The 17,006-nt window shown below is 44.2% G+C and carries 14 protein-coding genes and 1 pseudogene; 10 read left to right on the top strand and 5 right to left on the bottom strand.

Going from position 1 to position 17,006, the window contains the following annotated elements:
* The 6 genes and pseudogenes from VIP81_RS10305 to VIP81_RS10280 form a co-directional block, all read left to right on the top strand.
* Positions 1 to 326 (top strand): annotated as a pseudogene (locus tag VIP81_RS10305) (hypothetical protein); the annotation flags it as partial.
* A gap of 186 nt (positions 327 to 512) precedes the next feature.
* Positions 513 to 1,196 carry a succinate dehydrogenase cytochrome b subunit gene (locus tag VIP81_RS10300; protein WP_331959477.1) on the top strand — a complete coding sequence of 228 codons (684 nt, stop codon included), beginning with the start codon at positions 513 to 515 and terminating at the stop codon, positions 1,194 to 1,196.
* 19 nt (positions 1,197 to 1,215) lie between these two features.
* Entirely contained in the window at positions 1,216 to 3,207 is a 1,992-nt protein-coding gene (locus VIP81_RS10295) for a fumarate reductase/succinate dehydrogenase flavoprotein subunit (protein ID WP_331959474.1), read from the top strand.
* A 63-nt stretch (positions 3,208 to 3,270) separates the two neighbouring features.
* The gene (locus VIP81_RS10290; RefSeq protein WP_331959471.1) at positions 3,271 to 4,035 is read left to right on the top strand and encodes a succinate dehydrogenase/fumarate reductase iron-sulfur subunit; all 765 of its coding nucleotides are present in this window, start codon (positions 3,271 to 3,273) and stop codon (positions 4,033 to 4,035) included.
* Positions 4,036 to 4,395: 360 nt separating this feature from the next.
* Positions 4,396 to 5,781, top strand: coding sequence for a Gfo/Idh/MocA family oxidoreductase (locus tag VIP81_RS10285; RefSeq protein ID WP_331959468.1), 1,386 nt, complete (start codon positions 4,396 to 4,398; stop codon positions 5,779 to 5,781).
* A 137-nt stretch (positions 5,782 to 5,918) separates the two neighbouring features.
* Positions 5,919 to 7,967: a S9 family peptidase gene (locus VIP81_RS10280; protein WP_331959465.1), complete on the top strand. Its 2,049-nt coding sequence runs from the start codon at positions 5,919 to 5,921 to the stop codon at positions 7,965 to 7,967.
* Between the two features lie 218 nt (positions 7,968 to 8,185).
* On the opposite strand, the gene murI is transcribed toward VIP81_RS10280, so the two are convergent.
* Together murI and VIP81_RS10270 are read right to left on the bottom strand one after the other, a co-directional pair.
* Positions 8,186 to 9,004, bottom strand: a complete 819-nt coding sequence (gene murI, locus VIP81_RS10275) for a glutamate racemase (protein ID WP_331959462.1) — start codon at positions 9,002 to 9,004, stop codon at positions 8,186 to 8,188.
* Between the two features lie 2 nt (positions 9,005 to 9,006).
* Positions 9,007 to 9,669 carry a carbonic anhydrase gene (locus VIP81_RS10270; RefSeq protein ID WP_331959459.1) on the bottom strand — a complete coding sequence of 221 codons (663 nt, stop codon included), beginning with the start codon at positions 9,667 to 9,669 and terminating at the stop codon, positions 9,007 to 9,009.
* Between the two features lie 257 nt (positions 9,670 to 9,926).
* Here VIP81_RS10270 and VIP81_RS10265 point away from each other — a divergent pair, with 257 nt between their 5' ends.
* Positions 9,927 to 11,570, top strand: a complete 1,644-nt coding sequence (locus tag VIP81_RS10265; protein ID WP_331959457.1) for an ABC-F family ATP-binding cassette domain-containing protein — start codon at positions 9,927 to 9,929, stop codon at positions 11,568 to 11,570.
* A 120-nt stretch (positions 11,571 to 11,690) separates the two neighbouring features.
* Here the strand turns inward: VIP81_RS10265 and VIP81_RS10260 are convergent, their stop codons facing one another.
* Positions 11,691 to 12,077, bottom strand: a complete 387-nt coding sequence (locus tag VIP81_RS10260; protein ID WP_331959454.1) for a response regulator — start codon at positions 12,075 to 12,077, stop codon at positions 11,691 to 11,693.
* Between the two features lie 490 nt (positions 12,078 to 12,567).
* Positions 12,568 to 13,530, bottom strand: a complete 963-nt coding sequence (locus VIP81_RS10255; RefSeq protein WP_331959451.1) for a hypothetical protein — start codon at positions 13,528 to 13,530, stop codon at positions 12,568 to 12,570.
* Between the two features lie 102 nt (positions 13,531 to 13,632).
* On the opposite strand from VIP81_RS10255, the gene VIP81_RS10250 reads away from it, so the two are divergent.
* From VIP81_RS10250 to VIP81_RS10240, 3 genes are all read left to right on the top strand, one after another.
* Positions 13,633 to 14,358, top strand: coding sequence for a ribonuclease H-like domain-containing protein (locus VIP81_RS10250; RefSeq protein WP_331959448.1), 726 nt, complete (start codon positions 13,633 to 13,635; stop codon positions 14,356 to 14,358).
* A 67-nt stretch (positions 14,359 to 14,425) separates the two neighbouring features.
* The gene (gene holA / locus VIP81_RS10245) at positions 14,426 to 15,421 is read left to right on the top strand and encodes a DNA polymerase III subunit delta (RefSeq protein WP_133810145.1); all 996 of its coding nucleotides are present in this window, start codon (positions 14,426 to 14,428) and stop codon (positions 15,419 to 15,421) included.
* Between the two features lie 30 nt (positions 15,422 to 15,451).
* Positions 15,452 to 15,961: a hypothetical protein gene (locus tag VIP81_RS10240; RefSeq protein WP_331959440.1), complete on the top strand. Its 510-nt coding sequence runs from the start codon at positions 15,452 to 15,454 to the stop codon at positions 15,959 to 15,961.
* Here VIP81_RS10240 and VIP81_RS10235 read toward each other — a convergent pair.
* A complete protein-coding gene (locus VIP81_RS10235) occupies positions 15,958 to 16,899 on the bottom strand; it encodes a bifunctional riboflavin kinase/FAD synthetase (protein ID WP_331959437.1) in 942 nt (313 codons plus the stop codon). The genes VIP81_RS10240 and VIP81_RS10235 overlap by 4 nt on opposite strands.
* Between the last annotated feature and the right edge of the window lie 107 nt (positions 16,900 to 17,006).

Genomic DNA, 17,006 nt, shown 5'->3' with positions numbered 1-17,006 from the left:
CCATAGACAATGATATCATGACGATGAAACGAAATATCATTGATACCCTCATCGCACAAGGCATCACCAAGTTTATTCTCATCACGGAAAATGTCATGAACTTCCACTCTTCAGATGATTGTTATTACGAAGAATGGTGGGAAGATATCCGCGATGATGGCGGCTGGATCGTGAGTCTGAACATGCCGGTACAAACGCGCGAAGAATTTGAAAGATCACGTTTACATTACTACGTACACCTGTTAGACGACGATAAATGGCGAACATATCAGCCTTTACATCTGTTTAATATGGTGGATAACATCATGCTGAAGCGTTTAGAATAATATTAATTTTCATTACAAAATGAAAGATATCATGCGTGAATGTATGATTATCAATACTTTAAATATTTTATCTGGAATTTATGCATAGTGAAACCTGATAAATATCATTTTTTTTTATTTTTCCTGCGTTAAATTTGCCCGACATTTCAATCATCTTTTTATACTAGGAAGCTTAGATTTTTACTTATGAAGTGGTCACAGTTCTTTAATACCTCTATCGGTAAGAAGTTATTGGTAGGTGCTACCGGCTTGTTTCTTTGCAGTTTTGTTATCGTACATCTGGCAGGTAATTTCCAGTTGTTGTACAACGACGAGGGCAAAGCCTTTAACGCATATGCTGCGTTCATGGGACACAACAGCCTGATTCAATTTATAGCCTGGGGGCTGAAAATCGTGATCATACTGCACGCATTCATTGCGCTTAAGCTCACATTCAGTAACAGAGCAGCCCGTCCGGTGAAATACGCCGTTAATCCGGGTAATCAGACATCTTCCTGGTTTAGCCGTCAGATGGCTATCATGGGAAGCATTCTCCTGATCTTTATTATTATTCACCTGGCTAACTTCTGGGCAAAATTCCACTACGGTGAAATGCCGCTCCATACTTATCCCGGTCAGGAAGAACCTTTAAAGGATCTATACCTGGTATCTCAGGAAACTTTTAAACAAGGCTGGTTGGTTGCATTATATGTAATCGGTATGATCGGTTTATCCTTCCACCTGATCCACGGCTTTAAAAGCGCCTGTCAGACCTTTGGTTTAAATCATAAAAAATACAACGGCTTACTCAGCTTTATTGGTGTTTGGCTGTTTGGAATAGCAATCCCTATTGGTTTTGCCATTATTCCCGTTGTAATCTATTTCAAATAATTCTGTAAAGTAAGGATATATGTTTGACGCAAAAATTCCTGCCGGACCATTAAATTCCAAATGGGAAGACTACAAAGGACATTGCAAATTGGTGAACCCTGCCAATAAGCGCAATCTGGAAGTGATCATTATTGGTACCGGTTTGGCCGGCGCTTCCGCAGCGGCTTCATTAGGTGAGTTGGGATATAAAGTAAAAGCATTCTGCTTTCAGGATAGTCCGCGCCGCGCACACAGTATTGCTGCCCAGGGTGGTATCAATGCGGCTAAAAATTATCAGAATGATGGTGACTCTGTTTTCCGTTTATTCTACGACACAGTAAAAGGTGGTGACTACCGCGCCCGTGAAGCCAACGTACATCGTTTGTCTGAAGTGAGCGGTAATATTATAGATCAATGCGTGGCACAAGGTGTTCCCTTTGCACGTGAATACGGTGGACTGTTAAGTAACCGCTCTTTCGGTGGTACACAGGTACAACGTACATTTTATGCCGCAGGCCAAACCGGTCAGCAGCTGCTCCTCGGTGCTTACTCTGCACTGGAGCGCCAGGTAGCACTAGGCAACGTGAAGATGTACAATCGTCACGAAATGCTGGAAATTGTGAAGATCAAGGACGAAAAAACCGGCGAAATGAAAGCACGTGGTATCATTGCACGTGACCTCGTTACCGGTGAACTGGAACGTCACTTCGGCCACGCCGTACTGATTTGCAGTGGTGGTTATGGTAACGTATTTTACCTGTCTACCAACGCCATGGGTTCTAACGTAACCGCTGCTTGGAAAGCTACCAAGAGTGGTGCTTACTTCGCTAACCCCTGCTTCACACAGATCCACCCTACCTGTATCCCGGTTTCGGGCGATCACCAGTCTAAACTGACCCTCATGTCAGAATCACTGCGTAATGATGGTCGTATCTGGGTGCCTAAAAAACAAAATGATACCCGTAAAGCCAGCGATATTCCTGAAGAAGAAAGGGATTATTACCTGGAAAGAAGATATCCTGCCTTCGGTAACCTCGTTCCCCGTGACGTGGCTTCCCGTGCAGCTAAAGAAAGATGCGATGCCGGTTATGGCGTAGGTACTTCCAAACAGGCGGTATACCTCGACTTCGCCGCAGCCATCGAACGCTATGGTAGCATCGAAGTAGGTAAACGCCAGTTGGGCAACGTTTCCAAAGAAGAAATTATTAAACTGGGTAAAGAAGTAGTAGCCGAGAAATATGGCAACCTGTTCGACATGTATGCCAAAATCACCGGTGAAAATCCTTACGAATTACCAATGCGTATCTATCCTGCAGTACACTATACTATGGGTGGACTCTGGGTGGATTATGAACTGGGTACTACCGTTCCGGGTTTATATTCTTTGGGAGAAGCTAACTTCTCTGATCACGGCGCTAACCGTCTTGGTGCATCTGCACTGATGCAGGGACTGGCCGATGGTTACTTCGTGATTCCTTACACTGTGGGTAACTACCTGGCAGATGAAATCCGTACCAAGGCTATCTCTACAGATCATCCTGCTTTCGTGGAAGCCGAGAAGAGTGTAAAAGATACGATCAATAAATTCTTCAACGCCAAAGGCACCAAATCCGTTGACTTCTTCCATAAGAAATTAGGTAAGATCATGTGGGACAAATGCGGTATGGCGCGTAATGAAAAAGGACTGCAGGAAGCTATCCAGGAAATCAAAGCACTGCGTGCTGAATTCTGGAAAGATGTTCGTGTACCTGGCGATGCCAATGAATTCAATCCTGAGCTGGAAAAAGCCGGTCGTGTGGCCGACTTCCTGGAACTGGGAGAATTAATGTGCATGGATGCGCTCAATCGCCGCGAATCCTGTGGTGGTCACTTCCGCGAAGAGTCACAAACAGAAGATGGTGAAGCATTACGTGACGACGTTAACTTCCAGTACGTAGCTGCATGGGAATACAAAGGCGAAGGCCAGTACGAACTGCATAAAGAACCACTGGAATTCGTAGAATGTAAACCTACTCAACGTAGCTACAAATAATGGTTATTGGCCGGCTGTTTAACAGCTGACCAGGATTATAAATCAAATAATTGTCCAAGGTATATGGAACATTATAACATGAACCTCACATTAAAAGTGTGGAGGCAGAAAAACAAAAACGCTCAGGGTAATTTTGAAACATTACAGGCTAAAAACATTTCTTCTGAAATGTCTTTCCTGGAAATGTTTGATGTGGTGAATGAAGAGCTGATCAACGAAGGCAAAGAACCAGTAGCATTTGATCATGATTGCCGGGAAGGTATTTGTGGCGCATGCTCTATGCATATCAATGGCCGTGCACACGGTCCATGGGATGGAACCACTACCTGCCAGTTGCACATGCGCGCTTTCAAAGATGGCGATACCATCACGGTAGAACCATGGAGAGCAGGTGCATTCCCGGTAGTAAAAGATCTGACAGTAGACAGATCCGCTTTTGACCGTATCATTGAAGCAGGTGGTTATATCTCCGTGAACACAGGTAATGCACAGGATGCTAACTGTTTGCCGGTAGATAAAACCAATGCAGATCTCGCATTTGCAGCAGCAGCCTGTATCGGTTGCGGTGCTTGCGTAGCTGCCTGTAAAAACTCTTCAGCGATGCTGTTTGTATCTGCTAAAGTATCTCAGCTGGCATTGCTGCCGCAGGGTCATCCTGAAAAACAATCCCGTGCCCTCAACATGGTGGCACAAATGGATAAGGAAGGTTTTGGTAGCTGTACCAACACCGGCGCCTGCGAAGCAGAATGTCCGAAAGAAATTTCTCTCACCAACATCGCTCGTCTCAACAGAGAGTTTATTGGTGCAGGTTTTTCTTCTGAGAAATAGCGGCGAATTTTTGTCTTACTCAGGATTATACTGATTAAGATGATTTTCCGGATTTTTACTTTTTTGATTTTAGAAGATAAAAAGATTAGCGAAGATTGATGTGGATATCCGCATTGCTCTTCGCTAATCTTTTTTATCTTCTAAAACCAACCCCCAAAAAAATCAAAAAATCAAAACCCGAAAAACCAAATTCCAAAAATCAAAAAAATCAAAAAAACAAAAATCCGGAAAATCATCTTAATCAGTATAATCCTGAGTAAGACAAAAATTCGCTCCTCCGCTTATCCTTTGGAATTTAGCTTTCTAATTTTTTTTACTATCATGTGTTTTTTCCACGCAACCTGTTTTAAATAACACTATATGTCAGAACAATCACGCAGAAAATTTATTAAACACATCGGCAGCACAGCGGCGCTGCTGGGAATTGGCCAGCTGGCGGCCATGGGGAAGGAAACCGAACATGTACAGCTGTTAACACCCGAAAAAAGAATCTCTCCCAACGATAAAATACGCATTGCCTGCGTAGGCATGGGCATCATGGGCTTTGGTGATGTGGAAACCGCCATAAAAGTTCCCGGCGTGGAATTCGTAGGTGCGGCAGATCTGTACGACGGTCACCTTGCCCGTGTAAAAGAAGTATTTGGGCCACAGGTATACACTACCCGCGACTACCGCGAACTACTGAAAAGAAAAGATATAGATGCGATCATCGTAGCTACACCCGATCACTGGCATGATACCATTGCCATTGCTGCCATGGAAGCCGGTAAGGCGGTATACTGCGAGAAACCAATGGTGCAGCAGATAGCAGAAGGTCACCAGGTCATTGCGGCGCAAAAACGCACCAAAGCCGTATTCCAGGTGGGTAGCCAGCGTGTAAGCAGCATCGCATTAGCGGAGGCCCGTAAACGTTATCAGGCCGGTGAAATAGGACGACTGAACGTGGTAGAAGCCCGCATGGACCGCCACAGCGCATTGGGCGCCTGGCAGTATTCCATCCCGCCGGATGCTTCCCCTGCCACCGTAGATTTTGACACCTTCCTGAAAGATACCGCCAAATTACCTTTTGATCCGGTACGCTTCTTCCGCTGGCGCAACTACCAGGCATATGGTACCGGTATTCCCGGCGATCTCTTTGTTCACCTGATCTCGGGCCTGCATTTTATTACCGGCTCCATCGGACCCACTTCCATCTATGCCAGCGGCAACCTGGTACAATGGAAAGATGGTCGTGATGTACCTGATACAGTAGTCGCTATTTTCGACTATCCGGAAACAAAGGAACATCCTTCTTTCCAGATGACCCTGCGCGTTAACTTCGCTGATGGTAGCGGCGGCGGTGAATATACCCGTCTCATTGGTACAGAAGGGGTACTGGAACTGGGCTGGAATGACTTTAAAATAAAGAAACATAAACTGCCCGAAGCGCCCGGCTATGGCGGTTGGGACACCTATAATACTTTCACCAAAGCACAACAGGCTGCTTACGTAAAGCAATACGACGCCAAATACCCGGCAGATAAAAGAAATGCGATTGAAACATCCAGTGCTTACGCCGCCCCTAAAGGCTACGACGACAGACTGGAACACTTCACCAACTTCTTTGAATCGATGCGTACCGGCAAAGCCGTAGTGGAAGATGCCGTATTTGGCTTGCGCGCTGCCGGCCCTGCGCTGCTTACCAACGAGAGTTATTTTAGTAAGAAGCTGATAAACTGGGACCCGGTAAACATGAAAATAGTGTAAAGAGAATTCGTAATTTGTAGATCTGTTTACATTTACCATACTATTTAAAACTATCTCCTATGTTGAAGAACTTCCAGGGTAATATTTTGTTGCTTTTGGGAACGGTCCTTTTGTCTTGTAATGAAAAGAAGCAAACTATGAATGATCAGGCTGATATAAAACCTCCTGTGGCAGAGAAAATAGCTAAAGAACTCAGTATCCACGGTGATAAGCGCATCGACAATTATTACTGGATGAATGACCGCGAAAACCCCAAAGTACTGGCATGGCTCAACGCGGAAAATGCTTACCTGGACACAATTCTGTCGCCGGAGAAAAAACTGCGGGCACAACTCTTTGATGAGATGAAATCACGCATCAAAGAAACCGACATGAGCGTGCCTTATCTCAAAAACGGATATTATTATTATACCCGTTTTGAAGCAGGTAAAGAATACCCCGTATACTGCCGCAAGAAAGGAAGCCTGGAAGCTACTGAACAGGTAATACTCAACGTAAACGAACTGGCTGCAGGACATGAATATTGCCATGTAGGCGGCATGAGTGTGAGTCCGGACGCTACTTTGCTGGCTTATGGTATAGACACCGTTAGCCGCAGACGGTATACCATTCACATTAAAAACCTGGAAACAAACGAGCAGCTTCCGGACGTCATTACGGAAACAACCGCCGCCAGCACCTGGGCCAGCGATAATAAAACCCTGTTTTATACCCGTAAAGATACCGTTACGCTTCGCGCAGACCGGATCATGCGGCATACGCTGGGAGCCGCGGCAGACAAGGAAGTATATCATGAAGCAGATGAAACCTTTGATGTCAGCGTGTCAAAAACCAAGTCCGGAAAATACATCGTTATCAACAGCGAAAGTACGTTATCATCTGAAAGCCGCATCCTCGATGCCGCTAAGCCAAATGATGCATTCCGTGTATTTCAGCCCCGCGAAAAAGACATGCTGTATAGCATCGATCATCGCGATGATAAATTTTATATCGTTACCAACTGGGATGCACTCAACTTCCGTTTGATGGAATCCTCGCTGGATAGGACTTCCCGGCAGAACTGGAAAGAGCTGATCCCGAATCGTCCGGATGTGTTGCTGGAAGGTTTGCAACTCTTCAAGGACTTTACCGTACTGGAAGAAAGGAAAGGTGGCTTAACACTGATCCGCGTGATCAATGATAAAACACATACCGATAAATACCTGTCTTTCTCAGAGGCGGCCTACACCGCTTCCGTAGGGGCTAACCCGGAGATGGACAGCAAGGAGTTGCGGTATAACTATACCTCCATGATCACGCCTAATTCGGTATATGACTATAACCTGGAAACAGGCAAAAGTGAATTGAAGCGGCAGCAGGAAGTACTCGGCGGTTACGATCCTAAAGATTATGCCTCTGAAAGACTCTTTGCTACTGCCTCCGATGGGACTAAGATTCCGGTATCTGTTGTGTATAAGAAAACATTTGAGAAGAATGGAAAAAGCCCGTTGCTGCTATATGGATACGGTTCCTACGGGCACAGTATGGATGCTACTTTTGATTCCGACCTGTTAAGCTTGCTGGATCGTGGTTTCGCGTTTGCCATCGCACATATTCGTGGTGGCCAGGAAATGGGCCGGCAATGGTATGAAGATGGTAAGATGTTTAAAAAGAAAAATACTTTCACTGACTTCATCGCCTGCGCGAATTACCTGATACAGCAACATTATACTGACACGGCGCATTTATATGCCATGGGCGGCAGTGCCGGCGGTTTATTGATCGGTGCAGTGGCCAATATGCAGCCGCAGCTGTTTCATGGCCTGGTAGCACAGGTACCTTTTGTGGATGTAGTGACTACCATGCTGGATGAAACGATTCCATTAACAACCGGCGAATTTGATGAGTGGGGCAATCCAAAAAATAAAGACGCGTACGATTATATGAAATCGTATTCTCCTTATGATAATGTAACGGCTAAGGCCTATCCGAATATGCTGGTCACTACCGGCTTACATGATTCACAGGTGCAATACTGGGAACCGGCAAAATGGGTAGCCAAGTTAAGAGAGCTGAAAACGGATCACAACTTATTACTACTGCATACCAATATGGATGCGGGCCATGGCGGCGCTTCCGGAAGGTTCAAGGCGTTGCATGAAGTCGCATTGGATTATTCGTTTCTGCTGAAATTGGAGGGGAAGTAGAGAGATAAAGCCCGCGAATTTTTGTCTTTGTCCAGGATTATACTGATTTAGATGATTTTCCGGATTTTTTTTATGATTTTGTAAGATTAAAAAAGATTAGGTAAGATGAAAGCGGATTCGCCTTCATCTTACCTAATCTTTTTTAATCAAAAATATAATCCGGAAAATCATCTAAATCAGTATAATCCTGGACAAAGACAAAAATTCGCGGGCTTTACTTACTTCGTCAGCATCTTTTTTGACGTTACTTTTTTCCCAAAAAAGATCTCCGCCATTTTATCAAAAATAGGAGGATCATCTGTGGTGTAAAATTGTTGTTGCTGTTGTTTACTCAACCTGCTCTCCATCTCGGGATGACGCTTCAGATAGTCTTTCAGACTATGTGCTACAATTTTTCCCTGAGATAATACGGTAATACCACCGGGCAAAAACTGTTTTATTTTTTTCACCAGCAGAGGATAGTGGGTACAACCCAATACCAGCGTGTCGATGTCTGAAGATTCAGATAAAATTTTCTCGAGATATTCTTTCACAAAATAATCCGCGCCATCACTTTCGTGTTCATTGTTTTCAATCAGCGGCACCCACATTGGGCAGGCCAGCTGATAAGTTTTTACATGCGGAAAAAATTTATGAATTTCCAGTGGATAAGATTCAGAAGATACCGTGCCATTGGTAGCCAGAATGCCTACTTCTCCGGTTTGCGTGATGGTACCTACCATTTCGGAGGTAGGTCGTATCACGCCGAGTACGCGGTTATCCGGTGCTATGCGGGGCAGGTCTTTTTGCTGAATAGTACGGAGTGCTTTAGCAGAGGCGGTATTGCAGGCAATAATGACCAGCGGGCAACCGAGGTCGAATAATTTTTGTACACATTCCAGCGTATAGGCGTGAATGGTATCAAAGCCGCGATTACCATAAGGTGCGCGGGCATTGTCGCCCAGGTAGATATAGTCATATGCCGGCAGCTCTCTGACTATTTCTTTCAGTACGGTTAATCCGCCGTAGCCGGAATCAAACACGCCGATAGGTCCCATGATTATTCGCCATCTTTTTGCATCAGACCGGAGCCTGTTAAGTCATAAATTTTCTGGATTTCATGCAGTACGCCTTCAAAATCAATTTCCAGGTCTTTCAGCATACCGTTTTTCAGGTCGTATACCCAGCCATGTACGGTAGGATAACCTTTCGCTACATATGATTTTTGTACGGCGGCAGTTTTGATAACGTTAATACATTGTTCCTGTGTATTAAGTTCCACCAGCCGGTTATAACGTGTATGCTCATCCGTTATCGCGTTTAATTCATCCATATGAAGACGGTAAACATCGCGGATGTTGCGCAGCCAGGGATTCAGGATACCGAGGTCTTTTGCCTGCATGGCAGATTTCACGCCACCGCAGTTATAGTGTCCGCAAACAATGATATGTTTTACTTCCAGATGGACCACCGCATAATTAATAACGCCCATTACATTGAGATCGGTGTTGGGAACGAGATTGGCAATGTTACGGTGAACAAATACTTCACCTGCTTCCAGTCCCATGATTTCATTGGTGGGAACACGACTGTCGCTGCAACCAATATACAGATAGTCTGGTTTCTGAGAGTCGGCCATCTTGTCGAAAAATTCCGCATCTGTGGCTAATTTCGAAGCTACCCAAACCCTGTTGTTTTCAAATATCTGGTTATATGCTGTCATCCTGTATTATTTTTTTATGCGCTAAAGATACGCATAGAAGGATATACAATTTTGAAAAACAGTTGTTTCATTATCAATGACATGGCCAATAGTTTGTGATTCGCTTACGTACCGTCGTGTAAATAAAAATAAATATATAAATTTTTGCTATGAATACAATTATCCATACGGGTTTATTGATATGTTAAACGCTGCGTCTCCTTGGAAAGCCGGCATAAAATCAGTACCTTTGCAGCTTCAAAATTTACATAGCCAGCATGATCAGTGTTAAAAACGTAACGCTCTCTTTTGGTAAGAGAGTATTGTTTGACGAAGTAAACCTCAATTTCACAAAAGGGAACTGTTATGGTGTGATTGGGGCCAATGGAGCAGGGAAATCTACTTTCCTGAAGATATTGTCCGGTGAAATAGAACCGAATAAAGGTACTGTGGAGATCACTCCGGGTGAGCGCATGAGCGTTCTCTCGCAGAATCACTTTGGATTTGATGAGGTTACAGTACTGAATGCCGTATTAATGGGTAACAGCAAGCTTTGGAAAATAGCGCAGGAAAGAGATGCTATTTATGCCAAAGAAGATTTTACCGAAGAAGATGGTATGCGTGCCGGTGAACTGGAAGCGGAATATGGTGAAATGGGTGGTTACACCGCAGAAAGTGATGCAGGTGTGCTGCTGAGCGATCTGGGTGTAAAAGAAGAAGTACAAGGTTCACTGATGAAAGATATTGCCGGTAGTCTGAAGGTGCGTGTTTTGCTGGCACAGGCCCTGTTTGGTAATCCGGACATCCTGTTGCTGGATGAGCCTACGAATGACCTGGATGTGGAAACGATTGGCTGGCTGGAGAACTTCCTGGCCGACTATCAGAATATTGTGATCGTTGTATCGCATGATCGTCACTTCCTCGATGCTGTATGTACGCATGTGGCGGATGTGGATCGCGCCAAGATCCAGATCTTCAGTGGTAACTATACCTTCTGGTACGAATCATCCCAGTTGATGGCCCGCCAGATTTCGGATAAGAACAAGAAAATGGAAGATAAGCGTAAAGACCTCATGGACTTTATCGCCCGATTCAGTGCCAACGCTTCCAAAAGTAAACAGGCTACTTCCCGTAAGAAAGCTTTGGAAAAACTGGTGGTGGAAGATATTCAACCTTCTAACCGTAAGTATCCGGGTATTATCTTCAAGCAACAGCGCGAAGTAGGTAACCAGATCCTGAACGTAGAAAAACTGGAAAAACTGGTAGATGGTCGCAAACTCTTTACAGATGTAACGTTCTCCGTTAACAAGGGCGATAAAATTGCATTCCTGTCTAAAGATCACCTGGCCCTCACTACTTTCTTCCAGATCATTAATAACGAAGCGCAGGCAGACAGCGGTAAATTTGAGTGGGGTACCACCGTTACCAGTGCTTACCTGCCCAATGATAATGCGGAGTTCTTTACCAATAAAGACCTGAACCTGATGGATTGGTTGCGTCAGTATGTGCCACCACACGTTACAGATGTGGATGAGCCATTCCTGCGTGGTTTCCTGGGTAAAATGTTATTTGGTGGAGATGAGATCATGAAGAAAACTTCCGTATTAAGCGGTGGTGAAAAAGTACGTTGCATGACCAGCCGCATGATGCTGCAGGATCCTAACGTATTGGTACTCGATGAGCCTACCAACCACCTGGATCTGGAATCTATCCAGTCTTTCAACGAAAGCATGATCAACTATAAAGGCGTGGTGTTATTCACTACACATGACCATACCTTTATGCAATCCGTAGCCACCCGTATTATAGAACTGACGCCTAAAGGTATTATCGACAGACTGATGACCTTTGATGAGTATCTGGCAGATGAGCGTGTGAAAGCACTGCGTGAAGAGATGTATGGTAGCCCGGTATTAGCGTAAGCTGAAAGCATAAGGCATAAAGCAAAAAGCTATTGAGGCGAATGATCTAAGCGGAAAATTATATTCGCTCATGTCATTCGCCTCAATAGCTTTTTGCTTTATGCCTTATGCTTTCAGCTCTTAGAGATATTCTTCTATTACTTTCAGTTTATTTTTATCAAGTGGCTTGGTGATATAAGCCATCAATTCCGGTGTATGCTGTACTTTTTGCATGTCCCTCACATCCACGGAAGAGGAGCACATGATAATCGGAATGGTATTTTTGAGCGATGTTTTTAGCCCTCTGTAGGCTTCAATAAAATCCCATCCATTCATCCGCTGCATATTCATATCAAGAATAATAAGCGCGGGTAATGTAGGCTGAGGATTGCTGGAAAGCTGTTCCAGAGCCTCTTCTGCGCAAAGGAAGGAGGTAACTACCAGGTGATTACTTTGCTGCCCCAACATTTTTTTGATAATGAAATGAAAAATCTCATCATCATCTACAACGTACACTATTTTACTCATGTCTTCCATGCTTCGGTTTTAATTGGGCTTCTTATCTTATCCGTTAATAACAAAAGGGCGCGCTCAAAAACGATGGTTAAGGAAGAATCGCATAGCGTTGATACCGTTTTACCCCAAAATAGATCCTTGACTTCAGGGTATAACAAGTTACTGAAATCAATCGTCTATTACTGTAAACACGGGTTTATTAGGGCATCATAATTTGCCTGTCACATTCTTCTTCTCAAGCATTGGTCTGGGAACACAGTGGCCTCCGGCTATCTTTAATTGTGGTAGCAAAGAACGTTAATTTAATTTTATTTTTATATATATCTTTTTGTCAATAACTAATCATTAACAAATCAGATAAGTGAAAAAAACACCAAGATTAAGCCTAAAGCATAAGGGATAAAGCAAAAAGCTATTAAGGCGAATGACCAGAGCGGATATTAATTTCCGCTTAGATCATTCGCCTTAATAGCTTTTCGCTTTATGCTTTTCGCTTTACGCTCTAAAACAATCCACCTTTTTTCAGGGTTACTTTTCCCTGGCCTATTCTAAAGCCGTTATGATATATTTCTACGGCATAATCACCTGGTTTGAAATCAGAATTCTGTTTCCAATCCATGCTAACAGTTTGTTTCTGACCAGTTACATAAGCCACTGTTTTCTTCGCAGTATATAACTTTTCAGTACCATCTTCCAGGGTGAAACGACCGGAACCCAGCGCTTCAACCGCTAATGGCGCGCCATCAGGGGCAGTAATCGCTACAAAGATTTCTTTGTCGCCGGTGGGAGCAATACGGTTATCATCCAGGTCGAATGTTACACGCATCATATCTGCACGTTTTGCTTTGCTGGTTTCCACTTCTTTGCCATTGTGTTTAACACGGATAGGTAGCAGTTTAATGTTGGAAGCATGCAATACAGAACCCAGGTCCACTTTCTTATTCAGACTGTCTTTAACAGTAGATACAGAATCGCGTTCTTTACGCGCTACATCCCTTTCTCCTGCAAGTACAATCTTTTCACCTTCCAGACGCTCAATTGTTTGCTGGTAGCCTTCAATATTGGTTTTCAGCTGCTCAATCAAACGACGGGCTTCTGCCAGCTGCGCCTGTGTAGCATTTTTGTTGGACAGGATGCTGGAGATCCTGGCCTTCATATCCTGTATTTCCTTATCTTTTGTTTTAACAAGACTATCCATCCGGGTGTTCTGTGAAATCAGATCATCCAAACGGGCATTGGCTGCATTATATTCCTGTTGTAGTGCATCACGGGAAGAAGAGATAGAATCTATCTGCGTGTTTTTTTGTACGATTTGATCACTGGTTTTGTTCTTGTCGTATAACATATATATCCAGGTACCGGCTAATGCTGCAATTAAAATACCGTAAATTAGACCATTGCGGCTACGTGGTTTTTCTGGTCCGGGTGAGCCCGGCGCAGGGGTGTTAAATGTGTTCTCCGTCATAGTTGTGAGTTTTATGTTTAATTGTTATATGGTTAAAAATTGTCATTCAAAAGTACTTATAATATTCTTATTTTATAACAGATATAAAACAGTTTTTCAATCGTGCTCCCAAATATTGCGTTAGATCAATTATTACTGTTGGACATAGAGACAACTCCGGCTGCTCCTGCCTTGGAACAATTATCTGACGATATGCAACGGCTCTGGCGGGACAAAATTGCAAAAACTGCGCCAGTTTCCGGAAATGAAGATTCAGCATACGCTGACAGGGCTGGCATCTACGCTGAATTCGGAAAAATCGTGTGTATTTCGGCCGGCTTCTTCAGCCTGGAAAATAACCGTTATACTTTACGGCTGAAATCGTTTTATAATGATGATGAATCAGTTGTACTAGCTGGTTTTTTAGAATTAATTAATAAATTCTATGCGAAACATCCCCGGTTTCAGTTCGCCGGACATAACATTAAAGAATTTGATATTCCTTTTATTTGCAGGAGGTCTGTTATCCATCAATTATCTTTGCCCCAGCCTTTACAGCTGCATGGCTTCAAACCCTGGGAAATTCCCATGCTCGATACCCTGCATCTGTGGCGCTTCGGGGACTTTAAACATTATATCTCCCTGAAACTCCTGACGGCCGTTATGGGCATCGATACGCCTAAAGACGATATAGACGGTAGTATGGTCGCTAAAGTATACTGGGAAGAAAAAGACCTGGAACGCATTGCCGCCTATTGCCAGAAAGACGTGCTGGCAGTGGCGCAGCTACTGCTGAAGTTTAAACGTTTGCCGGCACTCCATCAGGAAGACATCGTTATCGTAAAATAAAAGTCTTATAACCTTTAGGCCAACAAATCCGCTATGGACTAATGGCTAAAAGCTAAAAGCTAAAGCAATGGATTACCAGGATATCATCAGGGATTGGAAACAACAGAAATTTAAGTCGCTATACTGGCTGGAAGGAGAGGAAGACTTTTTTATAGACCAGGTGACCAGCTATGCGGAGCACGAATTGCTGCCGGAATCCGAAAGAGGATTCAACCTCACCGTATTGTACGGAAAAGATACCGACTGGAGCACCGTGATCAACGCCTGCCGCCGATACCCGATGTTTGCAGAAAGACAGGTAGTGCTGCTCAAAGAAGCACAGGCCATGCGCGACCTGCTCAAACTGGAAACCTATATCGATAACCCATTGTCTTCTACCGTGTTCGTGGTAGCGCACAAACAAGGCAAAATCGATGGCCGGAGTAAAATGGCCAAACTCATTAAAGACAAAGGCGTACTCCTGTCTACCAAAAAATTATATGATAACCAGCTGCCTGCCTGGGTAGAATCCTATGTAAGCAGTCGCGGTCTGGCCATCTCACAAAAAGCAGCCATCCTGCTGGTAGATCATATTGGTAATGATCTTTCCCGTATTGCCAACGAGATAGATAAACTGCTGGTCAACCTGCCCGCTCAGAAAAAGATTGATGAAGGCGATATTGAAAAGTATGTAGGGATCAGTAAAGAATACAACGTATTTGAATTGCAGAATGCTCTCGGACAAAAAAATACCGCTAAAGTATTTAAGATCATCACCTACTTTGCGGCCAATCCCAAAGCCGCTCCCATGCAAATGACTTTGCCCGCCCTCTATAACTTCTTCGCGAAAGTGAACCTCATTTTCAGCGTAAAAGGAGCAGAGAAGGACGTAGCCGCTGCACTGGGTGTACACCCCTTCTTTGTAAAAGATTACATGAGCGCCGCCAGACAGTATGGCCCCGAAGGCACCGAAAAAGCGATCCTGTTATTGCATCAATATAACCTGCGGAGTATAGGCATTAACGATAGTGGGGTGGAAGATGGAGAATTAATGAAGGAACTGATGTATAAGGTGATGCATTAAAAGGCTATTATTGCATTGTAATTATTTATTATGCAACGAACCTATGCTGTACTGAAGTATCTCCTGGCCTTTTTTTGTATGTTGACGGGTGTCATTATTATCATCAGCGTAATCTCCGTCCTTTCATTGGGCACTCTTTCTGAACTGGAGGGTGTAGGCGAATGGGTAGGGACCATAATAGCGTTTCTTCTTTGCTTAGGGCCGGCTTTTCTCTTGTTGCGATTTGGTTACCGCCTGTTTAAGGAAATGCAGAAATCGGGCATATTAGCCCGTAAAAATCCTCTGTCGCCGGAAAAAAGAAAATCACTGGCCATTCTTTACCTTGTTTTAGGTGTAGTACTGACGATAGCTATTATTGTCAATGGATTAAACGGGCCCGGTGTATCTGCGGGTAGTCCGGAGTTTATGCGTGGCTGGGTGCTCGGCTATTGGTTGAGCGAGTTACTAATGTTTGCCGGATCTATTTACCTGATAAAAATTGGCTACACTTTATGGAAGCCGGTGAAAGAGAAAATAGAATTGCTGGGAGAAGAGTTTTAACCTTCTTTCGCCAATATATCTTTCGCCTGTGCAGAATCCTTATCCATCTGCACGATCAGCGCATCTACGTTATCAAATTTCAGATTGGAACGGATATACGCTACGAAGTACACGGTGAGTTCCTGTCCGTACAAATCTTCTTTAAAATCAAAAAGATGTACTTCCAGTCGAAGATCCGTGCCATTGAAAGTAGGACGGAAACCGATGCTCATCACGGCTGGTAACAGTTCCGGGTGGCCGGTTAATCCTACACGAACGGCATAAATACCTTCAGCAGGAATCAGTTTTCTTTCGTCGCTTAAATGCAGATTGGCGGTGGGATATCCCAGCTGCCGACCCATTTTGTCGCCATGCACTACGGTGCCGGTTAAAAAGTAGGTATAGCCGAGTAATTCGTTGGCCAGACTACAACCGCCTTCCTGCAGGCTTTTACGGATTTTAGTGGAGCTTACCGTGAGGTCATGAACTACCTGCTGCGGAATTTCTATGAGCTTAAACCCATACTGCTGTTGCTCTGCTTCCAGCAATTCCAGTCCGCCTTCCCGGTTATGACCAAAACGGTGATCATAGCCAATGATAATGGTATGTGGCTTGAAACGTGCTACCAGAAAGTCTTCCAGGTAACTACGGGCTGGCATTTCTGAAAATGCTTTGGTAAAAGGTACCACTACGAGGTGGTCGATACCGGCTCGTTCCAGTAAGGCTATTTTTTCGGGTAAAGTAGTCAGTAATCGGATATTATTCGGGCTGGGCAACAATACCTCCCGGGGATGCGGGTCGAAGGTAACGATCACGGTTTCCCCGCCACAATCATTGGCAGCCTGCTCCAGTTGCTGGATAATGAAGCGATGGCCTGCATGTACTCCGTCGAAAGTGCCTATTGTGATAACGGCATTTCGGAATTCCGGTAAGTGGTCTAAGTCCCTGTGAACCTTCATATAATTCAATACTATCAAAAACGCCGTGCAAATCTAACACATTCGGCGGGCATTCTGCACGGAATCTGTTACTTTTGCAGCCTGAAGAGCATCTTTAGTTACTTTAT

Origin of the sequence: Chitinophaga sp. (genome assembly GCF_036566945.1) — a bacterium.
Classification (GTDB): domain Bacteria; phylum Bacteroidota; class Bacteroidia; order Chitinophagales; family Chitinophagaceae; genus Chitinophaga.
Note: the sequence above shows the minus strand (reverse complement) of the source record. Positions and strands in the feature narration are given on the sequence as shown.

Bases quoted from the DNA above. Each gene is read 5' to 3' on its own strand.
- VIP81_RS10270 (WP_331959459.1), bottom strand. From the start codon at position 9,669: ATGACAGCATATAACCAGATATTTGAAAACAACAGGGTTTGGGTAGCT.
- VIP81_RS10235 (WP_331959437.1), bottom strand. From the start codon at position 16,899: ATGAAGGTTCACAGGGACTTAGACCACTTACCGGAATTCCGAAATGCC.
- holA (WP_133810145.1), top strand. From the start codon at position 14,426: ATGGATTACCAGGATATCATCAGGGATTGGAAACAACAGAAATTTAAG.
- VIP81_RS10265 (WP_331959457.1), top strand. From the start codon at position 9,927: ATGATCAGTGTTAAAAACGTAACGCTCTCTTTTGGTAAGAGAGTATTG.
- VIP81_RS10290 (WP_331959471.1), top strand. From the start codon at position 3,271: ATGGAACATTATAACATGAACCTCACATTAAAAGTGTGGAGGCAGAAA.
- murI (WP_331959462.1), bottom strand. From the start codon at position 9,004: ATGGGACCTATCGGCGTGTTTGATTCCGGCTACGGCGGATTAACCGTA.
- VIP81_RS10280 (WP_331959465.1), top strand. From the start codon at position 5,919: ATGAATGATCAGGCTGATATAAAACCTCCTGTGGCAGAGAAAATAGCT.
- VIP81_RS10285 (WP_331959468.1), top strand. From the start codon at position 4,396: ATGTCAGAACAATCACGCAGAAAATTTATTAAACACATCGGCAGCACA.
- VIP81_RS10260 (WP_331959454.1), bottom strand. From the start codon at position 12,077: ATGAGTAAAATAGTGTACGTTGTAGATGATGATGAGATTTTTCATTTC.
- VIP81_RS10295 (WP_331959474.1), top strand. From the start codon at position 1,216: ATGTTTGACGCAAAAATTCCTGCCGGACCATTAAATTCCAAATGGGAA.
- VIP81_RS10300 (WP_331959477.1), top strand. From the start codon at position 513: ATGAAGTGGTCACAGTTCTTTAATACCTCTATCGGTAAGAAGTTATTG.
- VIP81_RS10240 (WP_331959440.1), top strand. From the start codon at position 15,452: ATGCAACGAACCTATGCTGTACTGAAGTATCTCCTGGCCTTTTTTTGT.
- VIP81_RS10255 (WP_331959451.1), bottom strand. From the start codon at position 13,530: ATGACGGAGAACACATTTAACACCCCTGCGCCGGGCTCACCCGGACCA.